At 67.5% G+C, this 25053-nt stretch carries 22 protein-coding genes; 15 read left to right on the top strand and 7 right to left on the bottom strand.

The window, feature by feature from the left end; translation table 11 throughout:
• The first annotated feature begins 45 nt into the window (after positions 1-45).
• A complete protein-coding gene (locus ACI1V7_RS19640) occupies positions 46-1356 on the top strand; it encodes a metal-dependent hydrolase family protein (protein ID WP_404533470.1) in 1311 nt (436 codons plus the stop codon).
• 158 nt (positions 1357-1514) lie between these two features.
• On the opposite strand, the gene ACI1V7_RS19635 is transcribed toward ACI1V7_RS19640, so the two are convergent.
• The gene (locus tag ACI1V7_RS19635; RefSeq protein WP_404533469.1) at positions 1515-3749 is read right to left on the bottom strand and encodes an NADP-dependent isocitrate dehydrogenase; all 2235 of its coding nucleotides are present in this window, start codon (positions 3747-3749) and stop codon (positions 1515-1517) included.
• A gap of 321 nt (positions 3750-4070) precedes the next feature.
• Between ACI1V7_RS19635 and ACI1V7_RS19630 the strand changes: the two genes are divergently transcribed.
• Complete coding sequence (locus ACI1V7_RS19630) at positions 4071-4760, top strand: dienelactone hydrolase family protein (protein WP_404533468.1); 690 nt, start codon at positions 4071-4073, stop codon at positions 4758-4760.
• A gap of 106 nt (positions 4761-4866) precedes the next feature.
• On the opposite strand, the gene ACI1V7_RS19625 is transcribed toward ACI1V7_RS19630, so the two are convergent.
• The 4 genes from ACI1V7_RS19625 to ACI1V7_RS19610 all read right to left on the bottom strand — a co-directional run bounded on the left by ACI1V7_RS19625 (position 4867) and on the right by ACI1V7_RS19610 (position 7979).
• Positions 4867-5715, bottom strand: coding sequence for a LytR/AlgR family response regulator transcription factor (locus tag ACI1V7_RS19625; protein ID WP_404533467.1), 849 nt, complete (start codon positions 5713-5715; stop codon positions 4867-4869).
• Positions 5712-6860, bottom strand: coding sequence for a sensor histidine kinase (locus ACI1V7_RS19620; protein ID WP_404533466.1), 1149 nt, complete (start codon positions 6858-6860; stop codon positions 5712-5714). The genes ACI1V7_RS19625 and ACI1V7_RS19620 overlap by 4 nt, the downstream gene beginning before the upstream one ends.
• 154 nt (positions 6861-7014) lie before the next feature.
• Positions 7015-7200, bottom strand: coding sequence for a hypothetical protein (locus ACI1V7_RS19615; protein ID WP_290414916.1), 186 nt, complete (start codon positions 7198-7200; stop codon positions 7015-7017).
• A 134-nt stretch (positions 7201-7334) separates the two neighbouring features.
• Positions 7335-7979 (bottom strand): TetR/AcrR family transcriptional regulator, encoded by a 645-nt coding sequence (locus tag ACI1V7_RS19610; RefSeq protein ID WP_404533465.1) that lies wholly within the window; start codon positions 7977-7979, stop codon positions 7335-7337.
• A 129-nt stretch (positions 7980-8108) separates the two neighbouring features.
• On the opposite strand from ACI1V7_RS19610, the gene ACI1V7_RS19605 reads away from it, so the two are divergent.
• The 8 genes from ACI1V7_RS19605 to ACI1V7_RS19570 all read left to right on the top strand — a co-directional run bounded on the left by ACI1V7_RS19605 (position 8109) and on the right by ACI1V7_RS19570 (position 18046).
• Entirely contained in the window at positions 8109-9272 is a 1164-nt protein-coding gene (locus ACI1V7_RS19605; RefSeq protein WP_404533464.1) for an HlyD family secretion protein, read from the top strand.
• Between the two features lie 9 nt (positions 9273-9281).
• Positions 9282-10892: a DHA2 family efflux MFS transporter permease subunit gene (locus tag ACI1V7_RS19600; protein WP_404533463.1), complete on the top strand. Its 1611-nt coding sequence runs from the start codon at positions 9282-9284 to the stop codon at positions 10890-10892.
• Between the two features lie 140 nt (positions 10893-11032).
• Positions 11033-12520, top strand: a complete 1488-nt coding sequence (locus ACI1V7_RS19595) for an efflux transporter outer membrane subunit (protein WP_404533462.1) — start codon at positions 11033-11035, stop codon at positions 12518-12520.
• Between the two features lie 176 nt (positions 12521-12696).
• Complete coding sequence (locus ACI1V7_RS19590) at positions 12697-13170, top strand: MgtC/SapB family protein (protein ID WP_404533461.1); 474 nt, start codon at positions 12697-12699, stop codon at positions 13168-13170.
• 208 nt (positions 13171-13378) lie between these two features.
• The gene (locus ACI1V7_RS19585) at positions 13379-15016 is read left to right on the top strand and encodes a methyl-accepting chemotaxis protein (RefSeq protein ID WP_404533460.1); all 1638 of its coding nucleotides are present in this window, start codon (positions 13379-13381) and stop codon (positions 15014-15016) included.
• Positions 15017-15178: 162 nt separating this feature from the next.
• On the top strand, positions 15179-15892 hold the full coding sequence (locus ACI1V7_RS19580; RefSeq protein ID WP_404533459.1) for a DUF2268 domain-containing putative Zn-dependent protease: 714 nt from the start codon (positions 15179-15181) through the stop codon (positions 15890-15892).
• Between the two features lie 112 nt (positions 15893-16004).
• A complete protein-coding gene (locus ACI1V7_RS19575; RefSeq protein ID WP_404533458.1) occupies positions 16005-17060 on the top strand; it encodes a BON domain-containing protein in 1056 nt (351 codons plus the stop codon).
• Between the two features lie 152 nt (positions 17061-17212).
• Positions 17213-18046: an HDOD domain-containing protein gene (locus tag ACI1V7_RS19570; protein WP_404533457.1), complete on the top strand. Its 834-nt coding sequence runs from the start codon at positions 17213-17215 to the stop codon at positions 18044-18046.
• A 165-nt stretch (positions 18047-18211) separates the two neighbouring features.
• Here ACI1V7_RS19570 and ACI1V7_RS19565 read toward each other — a convergent pair whose 3' ends face one another.
• Both ACI1V7_RS19565 and ACI1V7_RS19560 read right to left on the bottom strand, forming a co-directional pair.
• Positions 18212-19387 carry an MFS transporter gene (locus ACI1V7_RS19565; protein WP_404533456.1) on the bottom strand — a complete coding sequence of 392 codons (1176 nt, stop codon included), beginning with the start codon at positions 19385-19387 and terminating at the stop codon, positions 18212-18214.
• Between the two features lie 149 nt (positions 19388-19536).
• Positions 19537-20133 (bottom strand): IMPACT family protein, encoded by a 597-nt coding sequence (locus ACI1V7_RS19560; RefSeq protein ID WP_404533455.1) that lies wholly within the window; start codon positions 20131-20133, stop codon positions 19537-19539.
• A gap of 185 nt (positions 20134-20318) precedes the next feature.
• Here ACI1V7_RS19560 and ACI1V7_RS19555 point away from each other — a divergent pair, with 185 nt between their 5' ends.
• From ACI1V7_RS19555 to ACI1V7_RS19535, 5 genes are all read left to right on the top strand, one after another.
• On the top strand, positions 20319-22514 hold the full coding sequence (locus tag ACI1V7_RS19555; RefSeq protein WP_404533454.1) for a xanthine dehydrogenase family protein molybdopterin-binding subunit: 2196 nt from the start codon (positions 20319-20321) through the stop codon (positions 22512-22514).
• 23 nt (positions 22515-22537) lie between these two features.
• A complete protein-coding gene (locus tag ACI1V7_RS19550; RefSeq protein ID WP_404533453.1) occupies positions 22538-22993 on the top strand; it encodes a (2Fe-2S)-binding protein in 456 nt (151 codons plus the stop codon).
• 10 nt (positions 22994-23003) lie between these two features.
• A complete protein-coding gene (locus ACI1V7_RS19545) occupies positions 23004-23579 on the top strand; it encodes a hypothetical protein (protein WP_404533452.1) in 576 nt (191 codons plus the stop codon).
• Positions 23580-23669: 90 nt separating this feature from the next.
• On the top strand, positions 23670-24389 hold the full coding sequence (locus ACI1V7_RS19540) for a hypothetical protein (protein ID WP_404533451.1): 720 nt from the start codon (positions 23670-23672) through the stop codon (positions 24387-24389).
• Positions 24390-24411: 22 nt separating this feature from the next.
• Entirely contained in the window at positions 24412-25014 is a 603-nt protein-coding gene (locus tag ACI1V7_RS19535; protein WP_404533450.1) for a response regulator transcription factor, read from the top strand.
• The last annotated feature ends 39 nt before the right edge of the window (positions 25015-25053 follow it).

Here is a 25053-nt window from a genome sequence, read left to right as displayed (position 1 = left end):
AAGTGCGGGCGTACCATCGACGTTTTTTATCGATGGACTAGCGCTATGAAAGTGACTGTCGCCTGCCGCAGGCTGGGTATTTCCATGTTGTTCCTGGCGGCCGGCGGCAGCCTTGCCGCCGATGCCGCGCCCCATCCCACCGTCCTGCGCGCCGCGCACATGTTCGACGCCGTCAGCGGCAAGCTGGTCGACCATGCCCAGGTGCTCGTCGTGGGCAACCGCATCACGCGCGTCGGCGCGACCGAGATCCCGCCCGACGCCGACGTGATCGACCTGGGCGACGCCACCATCCTGCCGGGCTTCATCGACACCCACGTGCACCTGTCCGGCCAGACCACGGGCAACTGGTACGGCGACTTCTTCGACAACATGATGCGCTTTCCGGCCGAGCAGGCGCTGTACGGCGCCTACAATGCGCGCGTGACGCTGGAAGCGGGCTTCACGTCGGTGCGCGACCTCGGCGCCACCGACTGGCTGGCGCTGGGCCTGCGCAACGCCATCGATGCCGGCAAGATCCCGGGGCCGCGCATGCTGGTCGCGAACTACGCCGTCGGCTCGACCGGCGGCCACGCCGACCAGGACCCGTACCCGCCGCAGAAGATCGCCGTCGCCGGGCCGCTCCAGGGCGTGTGCAACGGCCCGTCCGAATGCCGCGCGGCGGTGCGCTACCAAATCAAGTACGGCGCCGACGTCGTCAAGTTCATGCCCTCGGGCGGCGTGCTGTCGCTGTCCGATCCCATCGACGCGCCCGAGCTGACGCAGGAGGAAATGGCGGCCATCATCGACGAAGCCCATGCCTGGGGACGCAAGGCGGCCGCGCACGCGCATGGCGACAAGGCGGCGCGCCTGGCGGTGGCGGCCGGCGTCGATTCGATCGAGCACGGCAGCTTCGTCGAGGACGAGACGCTGCGCATGATGAAGGCGAAGAACGTCTACCTGGTGCCGACCATCTCGGCCGTCGTCAACGTCGAGGACAAGATCGCCAGCTTCCCGCCGCCGATCGCCGCCAAGGGCCGCGCCGCCTCCGCCCACCTGCGCCAGACGTTCGCGCACGCCGTCAAGATCGGCGTGCCGGTCGCGCTGGGCACCGATGCAGGCGTGGGCAAGCACGGCACCAACGCGCGCGAGTTCGGCTTCATGGTCAAGGAGGGCCTGAGCCCGTCCCAGTCGCTGCTGGCGGGCACGGCGAACGCGGCGCGCCTGCTCGGCACGATCGACCGCGTGGGCACGCTGGAACAGGGCAAGCTGGCCGACATCGTGGCCGTGCCGGGCAATCCGCTGGAGGACATCACGGTCACGGAACGCGTGGTGTTCGTGATGAAGGATGGGGTGGTGGTGAAGCGCGCGGCCAAGTAATCGACGCATCGAAAAAAACGTCGTCCCCGCGGAGGCGGGGATCCAAGTGGTGCTCGCGTTATCGAGACGCTCGCAAAATTGGATCCCCGCCTGCGCGGGGACGACGTTTTCATTGCTACCGGTACCGCATATGCGTGCGGTACCGGTTACTTGCCTGCTCAGGCCCCGACCGACGCCAGCGCGGCGTTGAAGGTCGCGCTCGGACGCATCACGGCTTTCACCTTGGCGCTGTCCGGCTTGTAGTAGCCGCCGATGTCGACCGGCTTGCCCTGGATTTCCAGCAGTTCGGCGACGATCTTGGTTTCGTTGTCGGCCAGGCTCTTGGCCAGCGGCACGAAGTAGGCGGCCAGTTCGGCATCCTCCGTCTGCGCGGCCAGTTCCTGGGCCCAGTACAGCGACAGGTAGAACTGGCTGCCGCGGTTGTCGAGCTCACCGGTCTTCGGCGACGGCGACTTGCGGTTGTCCAGCAGCTTGCCGGTGGCGGCGTCCAGGGTCTTGGCCAGCAGCTTCGCCTTGGCGCTGCCGGTCTTGAGGCCCAGGTCTTCCAGCGACACGGCCAGGGCCAGGAATTCGCCCAGCGAATCCCAGCGCAGGTGGTTTTCCTCGACCAGCTGCTGCACGTGCTTCGGTGCCGAGCCGCCGGCGCCCGTTTCGTACATGCCGCCGCCGGCCATCAGCGGGACGATCGACAGCATCTTGGCGCTGGTGCCCAGTTCCATGATCGGGAACAGGTCGGTCAGGTAGTCGCGCAGGATGTTGCCGGTCACCGAGATGGTGTCCAGGCCGCGCACCACGCGTTCCAGCGTGAAGCGCATCGCACGCACCTGCGACATGATCTGGATGTCCAGGCCCGTGGTGTCGTGGTCCTTCAGGTAGGTCTTGACCTTCTTGATCAGCTCGTTCTCGTGCGGACGGTACGGGTCCAGCCAGAACACGGCGGTCATGCCCGAGTTGCGGGCGCGGGTGACGGCCAGCTTGACCCAGTCGCGGATCGCCGCGTCCTTGGTCTGGCACATGCGCCAGATGTCGCCGGTCTCGACGTTCTGCGACATCAGCACTTCGCCGGTGGCGATGTCGACGATGTTGGCGACGCCGTCTTCCTGGATTTCGAAGGTCTTGTCGTGCGAGCCGTATTCCTCGGCCTGCTGGGCCATCAGGCCGACGTTCGGGACGGTGCCCATGGTGCGCGGGTCGAAGGCGCCGTGCCATTTGCAGAAGTTGATGATCTCCTGGTAGATACGGGCGAAGGTCGATTCCGGCAGCACGGCCTTGACTTCCTTCAGGCGGCCGTCGGCGCCGTACATCTTGCCGCCGGCGCGGATCATGGCCGGCATCGACGCGTCGACGATCACGTCGTTCGGCGAGTGGAAGTTGGTGATGCCCTTGGCCGAGTCGACCATGGCCAGTTCCGGCTGGTGTTCCTGGCAGGCGTGGATGTCGCGGATGATCTCGTCGCGCTGGGATTCCGGCAGCTTCTCGATCTTGTTGTACAGGTCGGCCATGCCGTTGTTGACGTTCACGCCCAGGCTGTCCAGGGTTTCCTGGTGCTTGGCGAAGGCTTCCTTGTAGAAGGTGCGCACGGCGTGGCCGAACACGATCGGGTGCGAGACCTTCATCATGGTGGCCTTGACGTGCAGCGAGAACATCATGCCGGTCTTCTTGGCGTCCTCGATCTGCTGCTCGTAGAACTCGATCAGGGCCTTGCGGCTCATGAACATCGAGTCGATGATCTCGCCGTCCTTCAGCGCGACCTTCTGCTTCAGCACGACGGTCTGGCCCGACTTGGTGACCAGTTCCATGCGCACGTCGCGCGCGCGGTCCAGGGTCATCGACTTCTCGCCGTGGTAGAAGTCGCCGTGGGTCATGTGCGAGACGTGGGTGCGCGAGGCGGCCGACCATTCGCCCATCGAGTGCGGATTCTTGCGTGCGTATTCCTTGACGGCCTTCGGCGCGCGGCGGTCCGAGTTACCTTCGCGCAGGACCGGGTTCACGGCGGAGCCGATGCACTTGGCATAGCGGGCCTTGATGTCCTTTTCTTCGTCGGTGGTCGGGTTGGCCGGGTAGTCGGGCAGGTCGTAGCCCTTGCCCTGCAGTTCCTTGATGGCGGCCTGCAGCTGGCCCACCGACGCCGAGATGTTCGGCAGCTTGATGATGTTCGCTTCCGGGGTCAGGGTGAGCTTGCCCAGTTCCGACAGGGCGTCCGGCACGCGCTGCGCTTCGGTCAGGCGTTCCGGGAAGGCCGCGAGGATGCGCGCAGCGACCGAGATGTCGCTCTCTTCGATGGTAATGCCGGCCGGCTTGGCGAAGGTTTCGATGACGGGCAGGAAGGCATGGGTAGCCAGCAGGGGCGCCTCGTCGGTCAGGGTGTAGATGATGGTCTGATCACTGCTCATACGCTTGTTCCTCGATGTGCGGGAAGGGTTCGAATACTCAACAAAAAGACATCGCCTGGCCGGCGCGATGAACGGATCGCGAAATCATACTCCGTCGGGACCTCTATGTGTGGCGGCCGCAAATGTCGCTGTCTTTTCTTGTCATCTGGCTAAGTCTTATATAAGACATAGGACGGGCTATATTATTGCACGACCTTTGGCAATCGGATAGTGCAATGATCTTCCGCATTGCGGAATACTGCCCGAGCGCTGCGCCACGTCTCCCAGCCGCTTCCCGGATCGCCTATGATGCATGCATCTTCAACTCAGGAGTACACCACCATGTCCACGCAACTGCCCGTGACCGTCGCGGACGGCACCTTCAACTGCTATGTCGAATACCCGTCCACCCCGGGGCCGCATCCGGTCGTGATCGTCGTCCAGGAGATCTTCGGCATCAACGAGGGCATGCGCAGCATCGTCCGCAATTACGCACTGAAAGGCTATATCGCCGTGGCACCGGACCTGTTCTGGCGCGCCGAGCCGGGCGTGCAGCTGAGCGAGGCCGACTTCGAGAAGGGCATGGCCCTGTACCAGAGCTTCGATGTCGACAAGGGCGTGCAGGACATCGCCGCGACCATCGCCGCCGCGCGCACGCTGGAAGGCGGCAACGGCAAGGTCGGCGTCACCGGCTACTGCCTGGGCGGCCTGCTGACCTACCTGGCGGCGGCGCGCACCGACGGCGACGCCTTCGCGGCCTACTACGGCGGCGGCACCGACAACTTCCTGGCCGAGGCGGCCAACATCACGAAGCCGGTGCTGTACCACCTGGCCGGCGCCGACGCCTACATTCCGCCGCCGGCCCAGGAAGCGATCCGCGCCACGCTGGAAGCCAAGCCGGACACCGAGGTGTACGTGTATCCGGGCCGCGACCACGCGTTCGCCCGCCCCAACGGCAGCAGCCACCACGCGGCCGACGCGACGCTGGCCAACAGCCGCACCGACGCGTTCTTCCTGAAGCACCTGTTCTGACGTTGGTGGCACGCATGTTGGGCACGTGGTGCCCATTACCATCGCGTGCTGCCCGTGTAGGGTGGGCACCACGTGCCCACCATGCGCAACCGTCGTGCCGGCAGATTCACATCTGCCGGAACAGATCCACATAATTGCGGCTCACCACGAGCTGCTCCTCGCGCCCCTTCAATCGCACCAGCAAGCGCCCGCGGAAATCCGTGCGGGTACCCGCCACATGGCGCGCGGCGACGATGACGCCGCGGTGGATCTGCCAGAACTGCTGCGGATCGAGCTGTTCGCGCAGCTGGCGCAGCGGCGTGCGGATCAGGTGCTCGCCGTCGGCCACGAACACGCTCGTGTACTTGTCGTTGCTCTGGAAGTAGATGACTTCGTCGACGGCGATCAGGCGCGTTTCCTGACCTTGCGCCGCGCGGATCCATTGCAGCGGAGCGCTTGCCGCCGCGGGCGCGGACACGGGCACGGACGCGGGCACATCGCCTGGCGCCGCCATGCCGAGCTGGCGCATCAGCTGGACCAGCATCCCGGCCGCGGCGGGATCCACGGCCGGCGCCGATGCCGTCGTCGCCTGCGCCAGCGTTTCCTGCAGCCGCGCCACCGTACGCTGCAGCCGCTCCAGGCGGATCGGCTTCAACAGGTAATCGAAGGCCGACTGCTCGAAGGCCTGCAGCGCATAGTGCTCGTGCGCCGTCGTGAACACGATGCGCGGCGCGCGCGTCCCTTCGGCGCACAGTTTCTCCGCGAGCTGCATGCCGCTCAGGCCCGGCATCTGGATGTCGAGGAAGACCACGTCGGGGGCCAGCTCGTCGACGAGGCGCAGCGCCTCGATGCCGTTGGCGGCGCGTCCCGCGATGCGCAGCGCCGGCCAGGCCAGCGCCAGTTGTTCTTCCAGGTAGGCGAGCAGGTGCGGTTCGTCGTCGGCGATGACGGCAACGGGCGCGGCGGAATGGGTCACGTCCTCTCCAGGGGCAGCAGCAGGCGCGAGATCACGCCGCTGGGGTGGTTTTCCATCAATTGTAGCCGCGCCGCCGGGCCATGCAGGCTGCGCAGCCGCTCGCGCAGGTTCGACAGGCCCACGCCGCCGCCGGGACGCGGCGCCACATCGGCGAGGCCGATGCCGTCGTCGGCGATTTCCACGCACAGTCCTTCGTCCGTGCGCCGCGCACGCACGACGATCTCGCCGCCTTCGACCTTCGGTTCCAGCCCATGCATGATCGCGTTCTCGACCAGCGGCTGCACCAGCATGGGCGCCAGCGGCAGCGCGCGCACATCCTCCCCGGCCTCGATGCGCCAGGCGAGGCGCGCGCCCATGCGCACGGCCAGCAGGTCGAGGTAGGCGGCGGCGAGATCGAGTTCGGCACCCAGCGTGGACCGTTCGGCGCGGCTGGCCGAGAGGCTGGCGCGCAGGAAGTCGATCAGGCGTTCCAGCATGTGGCGCGCGCGCGCCGGGTCCGGCCCGATCAGGCTCACCACGTTGGCCAGCGTGTTGTACAGGAAGTGCGGCTCGATCTGGGCCTGCAGGGCGCGCAGCTTGGCCTCGGCCAGCAGGCGCGCCGCCTCCGCCATCTGCTCCTGCTGGCGCGCGGCGGCCATCTCGCGCGCCAGGCGCCGTTCGCCGGCGGCGAGGATCGTGACCATGACCAGCGCAATGACGGCGGCATAGGGCAGCATCTTCATCAGGCTGGCACCCGGCAACTGGCCGCGGAACGGAACCTGCCCGCCCAAGATCGCTTCCGAGACGATCAACCCGAACACCGCGCAGCAGAACGTCAGCAGGATGCGGCAGGCGCGCATGACGGGAGAACGCGTGCCGGGCCGGCTGGACGGTACCCAGTGCCACAGCAGGTTCAGGGCCGCGTGGATCGACAGGCCGATCAGGTTCGAGGTCAGCAGGCAGCCGGCGAGCAGGTAGAGCAGGGGCTTGTCGCCGACGATCCGGAGCACGACCGCGAGCAGCGCGCCGACCAGGCAATTCCAGACGAGCGTGTAGGCGAGGTTGCGCAGCGGCGAGGGGCGCCAGCGGCGGAACAGGGCGATCAGTTCCAGCGGATGCGTGGTGCTCGGATGCGGGGCCATGGTGTCCTTGTTCTGTTTGGACAAGAAATTACCATGGGTGCCGTAGGGCAGCGAAAAAAATGCGACGAAGCGCAGGAGGCAGGCGCGAACTGCGCTGGAGGAACGGGAAGGGGAGAGAAAGAAACCGATCGGTCCGGTGGCCGTACTGCGATGGGCACCGGACGTGGATCGAACAGAATCAGCTGTAGCTGGTCCAGCGCTGCGGAATCTCGATCGCGCCCGACTGGGCGGCGCTCGCATAGGCACGCATCTCGGCGACCACGGCTTCGAGCTGTTCGTTGCTCGGGTTGGCGAGGAAACCCTTCATCTGGTCTTGCAGCGCGGCCTGCTGGTCGCGCCATTCGTAACGTGACGACTTGCTCATGCAGCCTCCTTGCAGCGGTATTTCGTGAACATATTGTTGTTTTCCATGACATCCTCCTTACCAAAGATGTCAGGATGCCCGATGGGTAGCAAGTCCTTCCGTGCGATGCCGCACATTAACTGCCGTGTTCAATTTCAAAGCAGGACGCTGCGGTAGAAGAGTTCCATGCGCTGTTCGAGTTCGGCAAGGGCGACTTCGGGTGCAACCGTTCCTTCCTGGCCCAGGAAGCGCTTCATCTGCTCGCCGCAGATCACGGCCATCATGTGCGCGGGCAGCAAGTCGAAGGGCAGGTCCGGGCGCAGTTGGGCGCGAACGGAAGGGCGGGCAAGGTAGCGTGCCAGCATGTCGCGGGTCTGGCGCGGGCCGCCGTTCCAGAAGGCCTCGGCCAGTTCCGGATTGGTCGATGCCTCGGCCAGCACGATGCGCTGCATCTCGACGGCTTCCTGGGAGTTGATCAGCTCGTGCATCTGGCGGGCGAAATCGTCGACCACCTCGCGGAACGGGCGCTCGTCCGTTTCCATCGGCTGGCTACGAAAGAAGCGGTGACGCTTGGCGAACAGGACGGCATCGAGCAGGCCGGCCTTGCCGCCGAACTTCACATAGATGGTGCGCACCGCCACGTGGGCGGCGCGGGCGATCGATTCCAGGCTGGTCTTGGTGTAGCCGTTCTCGAGGAACAGGCGGCCGGCCACCTGCAGCAACTCCTGGGTGCGGGCCTCGACGTCGGCGGCTTTCGGCCGTCCCGCGGACTTGCCTGGACATTCGGCGGTGTCGTGCAATGGTTTTTCCATATAGCGTAATGTAAGGCACTTCAAAATGAAATGCAACCGTTTCATTTCTTGACTTTCCCGAAAAGTTGTCGAATAATGAGATTGACCCATTTCATTTTTTCTTTCGGAGTAGCACTCATGGCAGATACGCAAACCACGGCCCAGAAGCCCGCTTCCGCCGTTCCCCCGGGCGCCCCCGCCGGCGCAGGCCCCGCGAAGGGGCCGAACAAGCGCGTGCTGGTCGTGGTCGGCCTGATCGCCGTCGCCGCGCTGGCCGCCGGCGGCCGCATGTGGTACCGCAGCCATAACTTCGTCGATACGGAAAACGCCTATATCGCGGGCCACGTGCACGCGGTCTCGTCGCGCATCCCGGGCGTCGTCACCAAGGTGCTGTTCGACGACAACCAGCTGGTGCAGGCCGGCACCGTGCTGGCCGAGCTGGACCCGGCCGACCAGGGCGTGCGCGTGGAGCAGATCCAGGCCCAGATCGCCAGCGTCCAGCAGCAGATCGTGCAGGCCGACGCGTCCATCGAGCAGGCCAAGGCGCAGGCCTCGGCCGCCAAGGCCCAGGTGGTGCAGGCCCAGGCCAACCTGGTGCGCGCCAAGCAGGATGCCGACCGCTTCGGCCAGCTGTACAACACCCAGATGAAGGCCGTCTCGAAGGCCGAGGTGGATGCCGCCACCGCCGCGCGCGCCTCCGCCGGCGCCGACGTGACCGCACGCCGCGACCAGGTCGGCGCCGCCGAGGCCCAGATCGCCGCCGCGCATTCCGCGCGCGGCGTGCTCGAAGCCCAGGTCAAGGTGCTGCAGGCGCAATTGAAGGACGCCCGCCTGCAGCTCGGCTACAACCGCATCGTCGCCCCCGTCACTGGCCGCATCGGCAAGAAGAGCATCGAAGTCGGCGCGCGCATCCAGCCGGGCCAGCAGCTGGCCGCCATCGTCCAGGACGACGTGTGGGTGACCGCCAACTTCAAGGAAACGCAATTGCCGGGCATCGTGGTCGGCCAGGAAGTGAAGGTCGAGGTCGACGCGCTGCCCAAGCACGAACTGATCGGCCGCGTGGACAGCTTCTCGCCGGCCTCGGGCAACCAGTTCGCGCTGCTGCCGGCCGATAACGCCACCGGCAACTTCACCAAGATCGTCCAGCGCGTGCCGGTCAAGATCACGCTGAAGCCGGAAGACCTGAAACAGTTCTCGGGCCGCCTGGCGCCGGGCATGTCGACCGTGGTCGAGATCGACCTGCGCCAGAAAGTGCAGCAGCCGGCCCAGCAGCCAGCACGTACTGCGACGGCCGCCAACTAAGGACGCTCCATGACGAGTTCCACCAAGCCGATGGGCGCCCCCGCAGGCATGACCGGCATGACCGCCGAAGGGACGCAGGTCAGCCTGCGTACCTGGATCGCGGTGGCCGCGGGCCTGCTCGGCGCCTTCATGGCGGTGCTCGACATCCAGATCACCAACTCCTCGCTGCGCGACATCCTCGGTACGCTGTCGGCCACGCAGGAAGAGGGTTCGTGGATCTCGACCGCCTACCTGTGCGCCGAGATCGTGGTGATCCCGATGACGGCGCTGTTCACCCGCGCGTTCGGCCAGCGCCGCTATTTGATGGGCACCACCGCGCTGTTCCTGGTGTTCTCCACGCTGTGCGGCTCCGCCTGGAGCCTGGACAGCATGATCGTGTTCCGCATGCTGCAGGGCTTCACGGGCGGCGCGCTGATCCCGATGGCGATGACCCTCGTGCTCACGCGCCTGCCGCCCTCCAAGCGCGCCGCCGGCATGGCCATGTTCGGCCTGACGGCGACGCTGGCGCCGGCCATGGGCCCCACGCTGGGCGGCTACCTCACGGAGCTGTACGGCTGGCCGTGGATCTTCTACATCAACTTCGTGCCCGGCATCCTGCTGATCGGCGGCATGTGGTGGGGCCTGGACAAGGAACCGCAGAACCTGCAGGCGCTGTTCAAGGCGGACTGGCTCGGCATCGCCTTCATGGCCACGGGCCTGGCCAGCCTGACGATCTTCCTGGAAGAGGGCAATACCAAGGACTGGTTCGACTCCAGCTTCATCATCACCTTCGCCGCGCTGGCGCTGGTGGGCATCCTGGGCTGGATCGTGATCGGCTTCTCGCGTCCCGAACCCTTCGTCAACCTGCGCCTGTACGGCACCCGCAACTTCATGGTGGCGACCGTGCTGTCGTCCGTGGTCGGCATGGGCCTGTACGGCTCGTCCTACCTGCTGCCCCTGTTCCTGGGACAGATCGCCGGCTACTCGCCGATGCAGATCGGTGAAGTGATTGCCTGGATGGGCCTGCCGCAGCTGTTCGTGATGCCGTTCGTCGCCAAGCTGTCGCAGAAGTTCGACAACCGCCTGCTGTGCATGTTCGGCCTGTCGATGTTCGGCATCTCGTGCGTGATGAACGGCTTCATGGACGCGACCACCGGCTATGACCAGCTGATGCTCACGCAGATCATCCGCGCCATCGGCCAGCCGTTCGTGATGCTGACCATGTCCAACTTCGCCATGAACGGCGTGGCGCCGCGCGACATGGGATCGGCATCGAGCCTGTTCAACATGACCCGCAACCTGGGCGGCTCGGTCGGCATCGCGCTGCTGGCGACCACGCTCACGAACCGCGAGCACTTCCACTCGGCGCGCCTGGGCGAAGCCGTGTCGCTGGCCGCGCCGGCCACGCAGAGCCGCATCGACCAGCTGACCCAGGGTTTCATGGGTGCCGGCATGGACCCCGCGACGGCCGCCAACCAGGCGATCGCCGCGATCGACCGCATCGTGCGGCGCGAGTCCTTCGTCATGGCCTACAACGACGCCTTCCTGATCGTCGGCGTGATCCTGCTGGCGGCCTGTATTCCGCTGTGGTTCGCGGACAAGGTCAAGTCGCCGGGCGGGGTGGGCGGCGGTGGTCACTGACAGTCAACGATAGAACGTACCGTTTGCACGTCGTCCCCGACATTGCCGGGGCCGACTCCCCGCGAAGGCGGGGACCCAAGTTGTGTGCGGTCCGCCAGCAAAATTGGGTCCCCGCCTGCGCGGGGACGACGGAGAATTCAATGAAAACTATGATGATCAAGCCTCTCACCCGCGCCGCCCTGGCCCTCGCCGTCGCCGCTTTCGTCAGCGCCTGCGGCACCCTCGGCCCCGACTTCAAGGCCCCGCAAGGCGCCGCCGACGCGGCCTACCGCCATGCCGGTATGCAGGTCGGCACGCAGGCCGACAATCCGGCGCGCCTGCCGGCCCAGTGGTGGACCGTGTTCGGCGACGCCACCCTCGACCAGCTCGAGGCGCGCGCCGTGCAGAACAACCCGGACGTGCGCGCCGCCGCGCAGCGCCTGGTGCAGGCGCAGGCGCAGCTGGGCGTGACCCGTGCCGCCCAGCGGCCGGCGCTGAACGCCTCGGCCGGCATCTCGAACTCGCGCACCTCGGCCGAGACGGCCCAGGGCCTGGCGCTGGGCCACCGCGCCATCGAGGGCAACAATTATTCGATCGGCGCCGACTTTTCGTGGGAGCTGGACCTGTGGGGCCGCGTGCGCCGCAGCGTCGAGGCGGCCGACGCCCAGGCGCTGGCGGCCCAGGACGACCGCGACGGCGTGCTGCTGATGCTGTCGAGCCAGGTGGCGACCTCGTACTGGCAGCTGCGCGGCCTGGATGCCGAGATCGCGATCCTGAACAACGCGCTGGCCACCCGCCGCGAATCCGAGCAGCTGATCCAGGCGCGTTTCGACGCCGGCCTGTCCAACGAACTGGACGTGGCGCGCGCCCGCATCGAGCGCGCCAACGCCGAATCGGACCTGCAGGAAGTCCAGCGCCAGCGCAACAACCTGGAACACGCGCTGGCGGTGCTGGCCGGCGCCTCGCCGAGCCAGCCGATCCTGCCGGTGGCAACGGACGCGCTGGCATTGCCGCTCCCGCCGAGCATCCCGGTCGGCCTGCCGGCCAGCCTGCTGGGCCAGCGTCCTGACCTCGCCGCCAGCGTGGCCCAGCTGCGCGCGTCGAACGCCCAGATCGGCGTGGCCGAGGCGGCGTTCTACCCGCACGTCTCGCTGACCGGTAACTTCGGCTTCGCCTCGAAGAGCCTGTCCGACCTCTCGCAGGGCAGCGCGCGCCAGTTCTCGGCCGGTCCGCTGGCCCTGTCGCTGCCGATCTTCGACGGCGGCCGCAACCGCGCCAACCTGAAGCTGGCCCGTGCCCGCTACGACGAAGCCGTGGCCAACCATGAAGGGCGCCTGCTCACGGCGCTGCGCGAAGTGGAAGACGCGCTGTCCGACGTGCAGCAACGCCAGCAGCAGGGCGACGTGCAGGAGCAGGCCCGCGCGGCCGCAGCACGCGCGCTGCTGGTGGCGCAGGCGCGCTACGACCGCGGCGTCTCGACCTACCTGGACGTCACCGACGCCCAGCGCAGCACGCTGGCGGCCGACCGCGCCGCCGCGCAGATCCGTACCCAGCGCCTCGTCGCCGCGGTGTCCGTGGCGCGCGCGCTTGGCGGCGGCTGGAGCGAAGGCAAGCCGGAAGCGACGGTCGCACAGGCAGGCAGCCAATAATTTCGAACCGTCGCCCCTGCGAAGGCAGGGGCCCAATCTTGCTTGCACTACCGGTACGCTTGCAGGCATTGGGCCCCTGCCTTCGCAGGGGCGACGTCCGTTTCGCTCGAGCAGGGCGCCGCCATTCCCGTCGAGCTGGCATCATCCTTCCTCAACGATGGGGGAGGACGTACCGCGTGCTGCAGCAGATCTGGCAAACGATACAGCTCGAATTTTCCGACCTGGGTGACGTCGAAGGCATCACCCGCATCACCGTGCGCATGCTCGTCGCCGTGCTGCTCGGCGGCCTGCTCGGCTACGAGCGCGAGACCGCCGGCGCCGCCGCCGGCCTGCGTACCCACATGCTCGTCTCGCTCGGCTCCGCGCTGTTCGTCCTGATCCCGCTGCAGGCCGGCATGAAGATCGAGGACCTGTCACGCGTGCTGCAGGGCGTCACGGCCGGCATCGGCTTCCTCGGCGCCGGCGCCATCCTCAAGCTCAAGGACGAGAACGACATCAAGGGCCTGACCACGGCGGCCAGCGTCTGGCTGACGGCCGCCATCGGCGTGGCCGCCGGCATGGGACGCGAGGCGACGGCGGTACTCAGCACCGTGTTCGCGCTGGTGATCCTGGCGATCCTGCGCCTGCCGAACAACGGCGCGAAGGGTTGACGAGGTCCGGACGGAGCACGTCTTGTCGCATTCCACCTCTGCCATCGGATGGGCGACGCTGCGCTTATTGCACGATATATTGCTGTGCAAAAACATTTCTTTGTTTCATGCTATAGTCAATCCAATTTCGATTGAGAATCTCAATGAGAAGGCCAGTCGACGTTTGCGTCCGGATCGCCCATTCCGGTATCACTCAACGAGAAACAGCATGACAACTTCCGGACTTACCATCGGCAAGCGTCTGGCGCTCTGCTTCGGCAGCGTCTTCATCCTCATGGCCGTGCTGGCTGGCCTGGCGATCTACCGGGTCGGCCAGATCGATGCACTGCTGATCCACATGAACGACGTCAACAGCGTCAAGCAGCGCTATGCCATCAATTTCCGCGGCAGCGTGCACGACCGCGCGATTGCCGTGCGCGACGTCGCCCTGGCGGCAACGCCGGAAACGGCCAAGCGCCATGCCGAGCTGATCGGCAAGCTCGACGCCGACTACCAGGCGTCCGCCGCGCCGCTGGACCAGCTGTTCGCCGCCAGCCGCGACATCCTGCCGGAAGAAAAAGAGGCGCTGGCCGCCATCAAGGAGATCGAGGGCCGCACCCAGCCCCTGATCGCCCATCTGATCGCCCTGCGCCAGGCTGGGGAGACCGAGGCGGCCGCTGCGCTGCTCGACAAGGAAGCGGGCCCCGCCTTCGTCGCCTGGCTGGCCAGCGTGAATCGCCTGATCGACCTCGAGGAAAAACTGAACAACGACGCCGCCGAGAGCGCGCGCCGCATGACGGGCAGCTTCTTCGCGTGGATGCTGGGCCTCCTGGCGATCGCCATCGCCGCCGGCAGCGCCGCGGCGGCCTACATCGGCCGCGGCCTGCTGCGCAAGCTGGGCGGCCAGCCGGACTACGCGGCCGCCATCGCCGCCGAGATCGCCGCCGGCAACCTGGCGGTGGACATCCGCACGCGTCCGGGCGACAAGGACAGCCTTCTGGTGGCCATGAAAGGCATGCGCGACGGCCTGGTAGGCATCGTGTCCCAGGTGCGCGACGGCGCCGTCACCATCGCCAAGGCATCGGTCGAGATCACGGCCGGCAACCAGGACCTGTCGGCGCGCAGCGAGCGCCAGGCCGGATCGCTGGAAGAAACGGCGTCGTCGATGGAGGAATTGACGAGCACCGTGCGCCAGAACGCGGACAATGCGCGCCAGGCGAATGCGCTGGCCGAGTCGGCGTCGAACGTGGCCCAGCGCGGCGGCGCCGTCGTGGCGCAAGTGGTGCAGACGATGGCGTCGATCAATGCCTCGTCGAAGCAGATCGCCGACATCATCAGCGTCATCGACGGCATCGCGTTCCAGACCAATATCCTCGCCTTGAACGCCGCCGTGGAAGCGGCGCGTGCCGGCGAGCAGGGCCGCGGCTTCGCCGTCGTCGCAAGCGAGGTGCGCAACCTGGCCCAGCGCTCGGCGGCGGCGGCCAAGGAGATCGCGACGCTGATCCAGGGTTCCGTGTCGCGGGTCGACGAAGGCGCCAAGCTGGTCGACGCGGCCGGCAGCACCATGGAAGAGATCGTCGGCAGCGTCAAGCGCGTCACCGACATCATGGCCGAGATCAGCCTGGCCAGCCAGGAGCAGAGCGCCGGCATCGAACAGGTGAACCGCGCGATCGGCGAGATGGATACGGCGACCCAGCAGAACGCCGCCCTCGTCGAACAGGCCGGCAGCGCCGCCGCCGCGCTGCAGGACGAAGCCGAGCAGCTGGAACGCCTGGTCGGCGTGTTCAAGCTCGACGGGCGTGCCGTGGCAATGCTGGCCGCTGCGCCGTACTCGCTCGCCACCCGCGCACCGGCACTGGCCTATTGACCCAGCAGGGTGGGCATCACATGCCCGCCCCACGAAGGGTCCGCGTAGCTTTTCGACAGCATTACGCTTTTAACCAGGCAGCAAATTATTCTTATGAGGGAGGGTCAAGCCGGCGCTAGAATTGCCTTTAGGCACTTCGCTTTTTCGTCGGGGAACCCTCCCATGTCCAAGCTCCTTCTCGCCGCCCTGTGCGCGCTCTCGCTGGCCCCCTCGGCCGGCGCCACCGAACTCACCCCGCTCGAACGCCGCTGGCTGCACGCCGCCCTGCCGGTGCTGGCCTATTCGCGGTCGCTCGACCTGCCGATCGACGTCGTCGTGCAGCCGCAGGCCGGCCCGAACGACGTCGCCATGGCGATGGGCTTCGCGGGCGGACGCTGCAAGCTGGTGCTGTCCTTGCGCGGCAATCCCGATGCCGAACGGGTGCTGGACGGCGTCCCGTCCGGCCAGCAGGCCGAATTGATCGAGGCCATGGCCGCCCACGAGGTCGGGCATTGCTGGCGCCATGCCCAGGGCGACTGGCATGCGCTGCCGGTGGGCTTCGTGGAGAGCGGGGAAGAACGGGCGCACGATCCCTCGCTACTGGCGGCGTCGAAGGCGCTGCGCGAGATGCGCCGCGAAGAGGGTTATGCCGACCTGGTGGCGCTGGCGTGGACGCAGCGCCGCTATCCGGCCGACTATGCGCGGATCTACGCCTGGCTGGACAAGGTGCGCGCCGCCCAGCCGGCGCCGGGGAGCGAACATCGCAGCGGCCATCGCAGTGGCCATGATACCCGCGCCTGGGTCGGCCTGGCACGCGACGGCAACCGCTTCGGCGCCGCCGGCAAGCCGTTCGAGGATGTGCTTCCCCTGTGGCGCGAAGGGCTGCTGAGGGACTGACGGATCCGGCCTGTCTAGTGGTTTTTTTGGCAAGTGTACGATGCCGCACAGAGAGCGGGCCGAAGGGGGCGTTAAATCTCCCCATCACAACCACAGACACAGGGACTCCACCATGAAAACGCTGATTGCGACGCTCATCGCGGCCGCCGCCGGTACCGCCATCGCCGCGCCGACCGTAGCGCTGAACAACGACCCGGCCACCTACCGCAACATGAACCAGAAAGCCGCGGCGGAGTACAAGGCGGCGACGGCGAAGTGCGATGCGATGAGCGGCAACGACAAGGACGTTTGCATGGCCGAAGCCAAGGTGGTGCGCGTGCGCGCGGAAAACGCCGCCCTGGCGCAGTACAGCACCACCCCGCGCAGCCGCGAGAAGGCGCGCTCGAACCTGGCCGACGCCGAATACGCGCTGGCCAAGCAGCAGTGCGACGCCAAGCAGGGTGCTGACAAGGACAGCTGCATGGACAATGCCAAGTCCGTGCATACGGCCGCCATCGCCGATGCCAAGGCCGGCAAGGACACGGCTTCCACCGGCGCCAGCGCTGCCGGTGCCACCGCCGCCGGCGGCCTGGTGACGACGACCGATACCCGCGACCCCGCCAAGTCGGCCGCCGTCGACAAGTGCGCGCAGGCCGGCAACGACGGCAAGGTTGGCTGCCTGGTGGAGACCAAGCCGGCGCCGCTGCGCGACAGCGCGGCCGCTGCAGCCGACACCGCCGCCGACAAGACCCGCGCCGCCGCCGCGGTCGCCGTCGACAAGACCAAGGAAGTCGCCCGCACCGCCGCCGACAAGACGAAGGAAGTGGCAGCGACCGTGGCGCAGAAGACCGAGAACACGCTCGACCGCGCCGGCGCCAACACGCGCGAGGCGACCGCCGATGCCGGTCAAAAAGTCGAGAACGGCGCCGACAAGGCCGGCGACAAGACCCGCAACCTGGCCGCCAAGACGCGCGTGGCCGCGGCCGACACCGCCATCACCACCAAGGTCAAGGCCGGCCTGGTCAAGGAACCGGCCCTGGAATCGCTGGGCATCCACGTCGAGACCGAGAAGGGCGTCGTCATGCTGAGCGGTTTCGTCAACTCGAAGGACGAGGCCGACAAGGCCGTCAAGGTGGCCAAGGGCGTCACCGGCGTCACCACCGTCAAGAGCGCCATCCAGGTCAAATAACTACCACGTCCGACTGCTTTGAGCAGCCGTCCAGTTGCCCTTTAGCGGCCGGATTTTGTATCCGGTCGTTTTTTTTGCTGATCTACCACAGGTAGCGAACGCCCGTCCAAAAATTGCTTCTGAAGCATGACACGAGGCGTATAATCGCCGCCGTGAACAGACTAGAAGCCTTCGGAACCATCGTCGCCCAAGCTGAACGCGGCGATATTTCCTTTCCCACCAGCGTGAACGCCGTGCTGCGCCTGCAGCAAGCCCTGAACGATCCGGAATGCCACCTGGAGGATGCGATCCGCCTCGTGCTGGGCGAGCCGCAACTGGCGGCGCGGACCGTCGCGCTGGCCAATTCGCCGGCCTTCATCGGCGCCGGGCGCCAGATCACCAACGTGCGCGATGCCGTGGCGCGGGTGGGCTATCGCAACCTGCAGATGCTGGTCGCCGGCCTGGTGGTGCGCCAGTTCGGCGCGCGCATCGAAGACCCCGCGCTGCGCGGCAAGGCCGAGCAGCTGTGGGACCACACGGTGCAGGTGGCGGCACTGGCGCACGTGTTCGCGCGCCGCGTCACCTACGTCAATCCGGACACCGCCATGTTCGCCGGCATCGTCCACGAGGTCGGCGGCTTCTACCTGCTGTCGCGCGCCGACGAGTATCCGGGCCTGCTCGACGAGGATCCGGAAAAATGGGCCGAGCTGTGCGAAGACGTCGTCACGCGCGAAGTGGCGCGCAAGCTGGCGCTTCCCGAGCCGATCGCGGACGCCATGTTCGACCTGCGCGGCAGCTGGCTGCACATGCCGCCCACCACGCTGCTCGACACGCTGCTGCTGGCCAATATGTACGCGACGGTGCCGTCGCCGCTGGGCACGCAGCGCCCGCTGCCGGAACACAGCGAAAGCGCGCTCGACTACCTGCTCGACGAGGACAGCCTGCACCGCATGGTCGAGGAGGCGGAAGCGATCAGCGCGTCGATGGGACACGCGCTGCTGGTCTGATCGTCCCTGCGAAAAATACGTCGCCCCTGCGAAAAATACGTCGCTTCTGCGAAAAATACGTCGCCCCTGCGCAGGCAGGGGCCCAATTTCTGCATGCGCAGCGACGGCGCGAGCACATTGGGCCCCTGCCTGCGCAGGGGCGACGGTTTTCGGGCTAGCGAATGATCAGGCTTCCGACGCCAGCACGGCCGCGTTGCGGCGTCCATGCTGCATCATCCACGCGGCCAGGAACACGCCGCACAGCGCCAGGCTGGCCGCGACCCACAGCGGCGAGGCGAACGAATAGCCCAGCGTCAGCGGAATCCCGCCCAGGAAGGCGCCCAGCGCATTGCCGACGTTGAAGCCCGACTGGCCCAGCGAGGAGCCCAGCATCTCGGCCTCGCGCGAATGCTCGATCAGCAGCATCTGGATCGGTGGACCCAGTGCCAGCGCATTGGCGCCGACGACGAAGGCCAGGACCGCCATCGCTTCGCGCGAGCCGGCCAGCAGCGCATTCAGGCACAGCAGGGCGACCATCGACACGAGCAGGAACAGGATGGCGCGCAGCGGCGGCACGCTGTCGGCCAGCTTGCCGCCCACGTGCACGCCCACCGTCATGCCGACCCCGACCACCGTCATCACCAGCGGGATCGCATCGGGGTGGAAGCCCGTCACGTCCGTGAGCAGCGGCGCGATGTAGCTCAGCCAGGCGAAGAAGCCGCCCGTGCCGATCGAGGTGATGCCCAGCGCCAGCCACAGGTTCGGCTTGCGGAAGATCTTCAGGTCGTGGGCCAGGCCCGGTCCCTTGAGCGCCTCGAAGTAGGGGATCAGGCGGTTGATCATGACGACCGTGGCCAGGCCGATCAGGCCCACGATCAGGAACACGATGCGCCAGCTCATGTTGTGGCCCAGCCAGGTGCCGACCGGCACGCCGATCACGTTGGCCAGCGTCAGGCCCGTGAACATGCTGGCCAGCGCCGCCGCTTCCTTGCCCTTGTCGGCCAGGCGCGTGGCGACGACGGCGCCGACGCCGAAGAAGGCGCCGTGCGGCAGGCCCGCCAGGAAGCGCAGCAGCAGCATGGCTTCGAAGTTCGGGGCGAGCGCGGACAGCGCATTGAACACCGTGAACATCAGCATGAACAGCACCAGCACGCTGCGCGGCGGCCGGCTGGACAGCATGCTGACCAGGGTCGGCGCGCCGACCACGACGCCGACCGCATAGGCGGAAATCAGGTAGCCCGCCTGGGGAATCGTGATGGACAGGCCGGTGGCGATGTCGGGCAGGATGCCCATCATGACGAACTCGGTCATGCCGATGCCGAAACCGCCGAGGGCGAGAGGGGCCAGGCTCTTTTTGATCATTCTGTTTTTTCGAAGTGGTTGGATGGCGGGCGCGCATGGATGAGGCCTGCGCGCGCAGCGGGGAACCGGTGATTATGGCGGCTGGCGCAGGGCCAGTCCGCTTTCGAGTGGTGATGTCCGGTATTCGGCCGCATGATAGTCGCCGGCGGCTATTCCGGGTCGATCTTCAGCCAGTCGATGCGCCCGTTGCCCGCTTCGTTCAGGCGCGCCACCAGTGCCGCCGCGGCATCATCCGGCAGGTGGAAACCGAAGCGCACGTCGTCTGCATGCGCCACCTCGTCCAGCGTGGCGCCGGCGCCTTCCAGCTCGCGCCGCACCAGGCCTTCGAGCGGGTAGGGCGCGCGGCAGGCCAGGTGGCGCTGGCGGATGATCGCGATCTTCTGCGCGCCCAGTAGCGCCTGGGCCACGCTGTCCGTATAGGCGCGTACGAGGCCGCCGGCGCCCAGCTTGACGCCGCCGAAGTAGCGCACCACGGTGGCCAGCACGCCTTCCAGGTCCTGGTGGCGCAGCACGTCGAGCATCGGCCGTCCCGCCGTGCCGCTCGGCTCACCGTCGTCGACGGCGGCCGACTGCCCGCCCGCCAGCAGCGCCCAGCACACGTGCGCCGCGCCCGGATGCGCGGCGCGCAGCGCGGCCACGACCTTCTGCGCGCCGGCGCGGTCCGGCATCGGCTGCACGCAGGCGATGAAGCGGCTCTTCTTGATGATCAGTTCGTGGTGGACGGCGGCGGGAATGGTCTGGGGCATGCTGGAGGAAGGACATCGAATGGCCGGAATTGTGGGGTATTCGTCCGTCTCGGAAAGACGTCGGCAACTTATCATTTTAACGTTCCGACACGCGTCGAAAAGGCAACCCGGCAGCGCACAGCTTACCGCAGATTCGCCGACCGCGCCGGACCATGTCCTCCCACTGAAAGAGAAAGCGACTTCCGATGAATCTCACGACGCCGAACCCGGTACTCGACGACGCGCCCGTGCCCGCACGTCCGGGCCGCCGCCTGTTCATGAAAGCCCTTGGCGCCGCCGGCGGCGGCCTGCTGCTGCAGGTTGCCGTGCCAGGCGCCCTCGCGCATGCCGCCGCCGCTTCCGCATCCTCGAGCGCGCGCTTCGTCCCCAACGCGCTGGTGCGCATTGACCGCAGCGGCAAGGTCACGCTGGTGATGCCCTATGTCGAGATGGGCCAGGGCACCTACACCTCGATCCCGATGCTGATCGCCGAAGAGCTCGAGATCGATATCGCCGACGTCGCGCTGGAACACGCGCCCGCCGACGCCACGCGCTACGGCAACCCGGCCCTGGGCGGCCAGATGACGGGCGGTTCCACCACCATGCGCGCGGCATGGATGCCGATGCGCCAGGCCGGCGCCGGCGCGCGCATCATGCTGGTACGCGCCGCTGCCCAGCAGTGGCAGGTCGATCCGTCGACCTGCCACGCCGAGCGTGGCACCGTGATCCACGCGGCCAGCGGCCGCAAGCTGTCGTACGGCCAGCTGGTCGACGCGGCGGCGAAGCAGCCGGTGCCCGACGTGAAGGACATCGTGCTCAAGCCGCGCGACCAGTTCCGCCTGATCGGCACGCCGGCCAAGCGCCTCGATACCAAGGGCAAGCTGGATGGCTCGGCGCAGTACGGCATCGACGTCGTCCTGCCCGGCATGAAGGTCGCCGCGCTGGCCATCTCTCCCGTCAACGGCGGCCGCCTGGTCGGCCTGGACGAGGCAGCCGCACGGAAGATCAAGGGCGTGCGCCAGGTGGTGCGCCTGGACGATTGCGCGGCCGTCGTGGCCGACAACATGGGCGCCGCCAAGAAGGGCATCGCCGCGCTGGCCCTGCGCTGGGACGACGGCCCGAACGCCAAGGTGTCCACCGAGAGCATCGTTGCCAACATGACCAAGGCGGCGCAGGCGCCGGGCGCGAAGGTGCGCCTGGAGAACGATCCGCAAGCGGCCCTGAAGGGCGCGGCGAAGGTCGTGGAAGCGACCTACGAGCTGCCGTTCCTGGCGCACGCGCCGATGGAACCGATGAACTGCACCGTGCACGTGCAGGCCGACCGCTGCGACGTCTGGGTCGGCACCCAGATCATCGGCCTGGCCCAGGTGGTCGCGGCCAAGGCCTCCGGCCTGCCGGTGGAGAAGGTCACGATCCACAACTTCCTGATCGGCGGCGGCTTCGGCCGACGCCTGGAAGTGGACGGCGTCGAGCGCGCAGTGCGCATCGCGAAACACGTCAAGCATCCCGTCAAGGTGATCTGGACGCGCGAGGAAGACATCCAGCACGACATGTTCCGCCCCTATTTCTACGACCGCATGCAGGCCGGCCTGGACGCCGCCGGCAAGCCGGTCGCCTGGACCGCGCACATCACCGGTTCGTCGGTGCTGGGCCGCTTCATGCCGGCCGCCTTCAACAACGGCTTCGATAGCGAGACTGTCGACGGCGCCGACAACCCGCCGTACGCGTTCCCGTCGATCGGCGTGACCTACACCCGCCACGAGCCACAGGGCGTGCCGACGGCGTTCTGGCGCGGCGTGGGCCCGGCCCACAACGTGTTCGTGGTCGAGAGCTTCATCGACGAACTGGCCACCACGGCCGGCGCCGATCCGCTGCAGTACCGCCTGGACCTGCTGGCCCACAACCCGCGCGCCCGCAACGTGCTGGCGCTGGCGGCCGAGAAGGCCGGCTGGAAAGGGCCGAAGCAGGGCAGCGCGGGCCGCGGCCTGTCCGTGCAGTTCGCGTTCGGGACCTATATGGCGATGGTGGTCGACGCCGTCGTCGGTCCGGAGAACGAGATTCGCGTGCCGCGCGTCGTGTGCGCCGTCGACTGCGGCACCGTGGTCAACCCCGACACCGTGCAGGCCCAGGTGCAGAGCGCCGTCGTGTTCGGCATCAGCGCGGCCCTGTACGGCGCCGTCACCATCAAGGACGGCCGCGTCGAGCAGAGCAACTTCCACGACTACCGCGTGCTGCGCATGCACGAGGCGCCGCTGGTCGAGACCCATATCGTGGACAGCGGCGAGACGCCGGGCGGCATGGGCGAGCCGGGCACGGCCGCCGTGATGCCGGCACTGGCGAACGCCGTGCATGCCCTTACCGGCAAGCGCGTGCGCAAGATGCCGATCGGCGCCACCGTTTAATTCTGAAGAACAGGAAGCAAAGCATGATCACACTGAACATCAACGGCAAGCAGCAGCAAGTGGACGCCGAGGCCGATACCCCGCTGCTGTGGGTACTGCGCGACGAGCTGCACATGAACGGCACCAAGTTCGGCTGCGGCATGGCGCTGTGCGGCGCCTGCACGGTCCACGTCGACGGCCAGCCGACCCGCGCCTGCGTCATGCCGGCGTCCAGCGCCGTCGGCAAGAAGATCACGACCATCGAGGCGATCGGCGCCAACCCGGTCGGCAAGCGCGTTCAGCAGGCCTGGGCCGAGCTGGAAGTGCCGCAGTGCGGCTACTGCCAGTCGGGCCAGATCATGGCGGCGACGGCGCTGCTGCGCGAGATCCCGCACCCGACCGACCAGGACATCGACCAGGCCATGTCGGGCAACATCTGCCGTTGCGGTACCTACCAGCGCATCCGCCTTGCCATCCACAAGGCCGCGGGCGATGCATAAGGAGAGCAGCATGAAGACGATCGTATCGTGCCTGGCCGGCATCGCCGGCGCAGTGGCGCTGACCCTGGTGGCGCTGGCCTGGCCAGGCGCCGCGGGCGCGGCCGAACCGGCGAAGGGCGATCCCGCGCTGTTCGACCCGGTCGCCAGCGTCGTGATGGGCCCGCGCTGCGTGAACTGCCACCAGATCGAGGCGCCGCGCCAGAAGGACTGGGGCGTGATCCACGCCCAGCAGGTGGTGCGCGGCGCCGACGGCCACGGCTCGGCGGCCCTGCGCTGCCAGGCCTGCCACCAGGCGACCAATACGGCGGACGGCCGCGTGCCAGGCGTGCCGAACTGGCACCTGGCGCCGCTGAGCATGAACTGGCATGGCCTGGACAAGAAACAGATCTGCCTGCAGATGCGCGACCCCGCGCGCAACGGCAACCGCAAGACCCCCAAGGAAGTCATCGAGCACATGGAGACCGACCCGCTCGTGCTGTGGGCCTGGAACCCCGGCGCCGACCGCACCAAGCCGGCGATGTCCCACGAGGACTTCGTCAAGGCGCTGGTGGCCTGGGCCGACGCCGGATTGCCGTGCCCGAACTGAAGTAAGCAATGAAGTACCGGCGAGCCCGCGCAGACGGGCCGCCGTCGACGGGAAAAATCCAACTTCGAAACTAAGGAAGGAAGAAGCAACATGAACGCACTGCTCGCGCAAGTCCTGGAGGCACACGGCGGCCTGGCCCGCTGGAAGTCGCACGACAAACTGTCGGCCCACCTCAGCCAGGGCGGCATCCTGTGGCCCATGAAGGGCAAAGGAGGCATGCTCGACGAAGTCGACGTCACCATCGACCTGCATCGCCAGTGGACGTCGCACGCGCCGTTCGGCGCCCCCGACCGGCGCACCGCGGTCACCCCGCAACGCGCCGCCGTCGAGACGCTGGACGGCACCGTGGTCGAAGCACTCGACAACCCACGCGCCGCCTTCGACGGCTTCGGCCTGGAGACGCCGTGGAACGACCTGCACCTCGCGTATTTCGTCGGCTACGCGATGTGGAACTACCTGACCCTGCCGTTCGCGTTCGCCGAGCCGGGCTTCCAGTTCGCCGAACTCTCCGGTTGGGAAGAGAACGGCGAGACCTGGCGCCGCCTGCAGGTGACCTATCCGGACGCCATTGCCACGCATAGCCGCGTGCAGACGTTCTACTTCGGCGCGGACGCCAAGCTGCGCCGCCACGACTACGACGTGGACATCAACGGCGGCACGCCGGCGGTGCACTACTTCTCGGACTACACCACCGTCGACGAGATCGCGTTGCCGACCCGCCACATGATCTACGTGCGCAATCCGGACGGCAGCCACAACGCCGAGCCGCTGGTGGTGTCGATCGTCGTCAGCGACATCCGTTTTACTTGAACCCGACCTGCAGGAGAATCGCATGAACACGATGAAAACGATCCACGTCATGCACGTCCATCCGGCCATGAGCGCCGGCCTGGCGGCATTGCTGCAATCGAAGGAATGGCTGGTCACCCTGCACGCCGAGCAGCCGGAATCGATGGCCGGGGCAGACGTCGTCGTCACCGACTACGACACCGGCCTGGAACTGGCGCGCACCTCGGCCGGCCGGCGCCGCGGCCAGGAAGTGCTGGTGGTGACCAACCGCGACAAGGAGTGGGACGTGCGCCGCGCGCTCGAAGTATGCGTGGGCGGCTACCTGCTCGAGGACACCTCGGCGGCCCAGCTGCAGCATGCCGTGCGCTACGTGCTGACCGGCTCGCGCTACCTGTGCCCGACCGTGGTCGAGCGCATCCGCGACGGCCTGCCGGGCGACCGCCTGACCAACCGCGAGAGCGACGTGCTGCAGCTGCTGGCCAAGGGCCACTGCAACAAGCGCATCGCGCGCGACCTGGGCATCGAGGTGGGGACCGTCAAATGGCACCTGCGCAGCCTGATGACCAAGCTGGGCGCCTCGGCGCGCACGCAGGCGGTGGTGCTGGCGGCGCAGCGCGGCCTGGTGGGCATCGACATGCCGGCCTGATGGCCGGCGCGCCGCGCCTGCAGTCGCAGGGCGGCGCGC

Source organism: Massilia paldalensis (genome assembly GCF_044901715.1).
In the GTDB taxonomy this organism is placed as follows: Bacteria; Pseudomonadota; Gammaproteobacteria; order Burkholderiales; family Burkholderiaceae_D; genus Telluria; species Telluria paldalensis.
The sequence above is the reverse complement of the archived record's forward strand: the minus strand, read 5'-3'. Positions and strand labels throughout refer to the sequence as shown.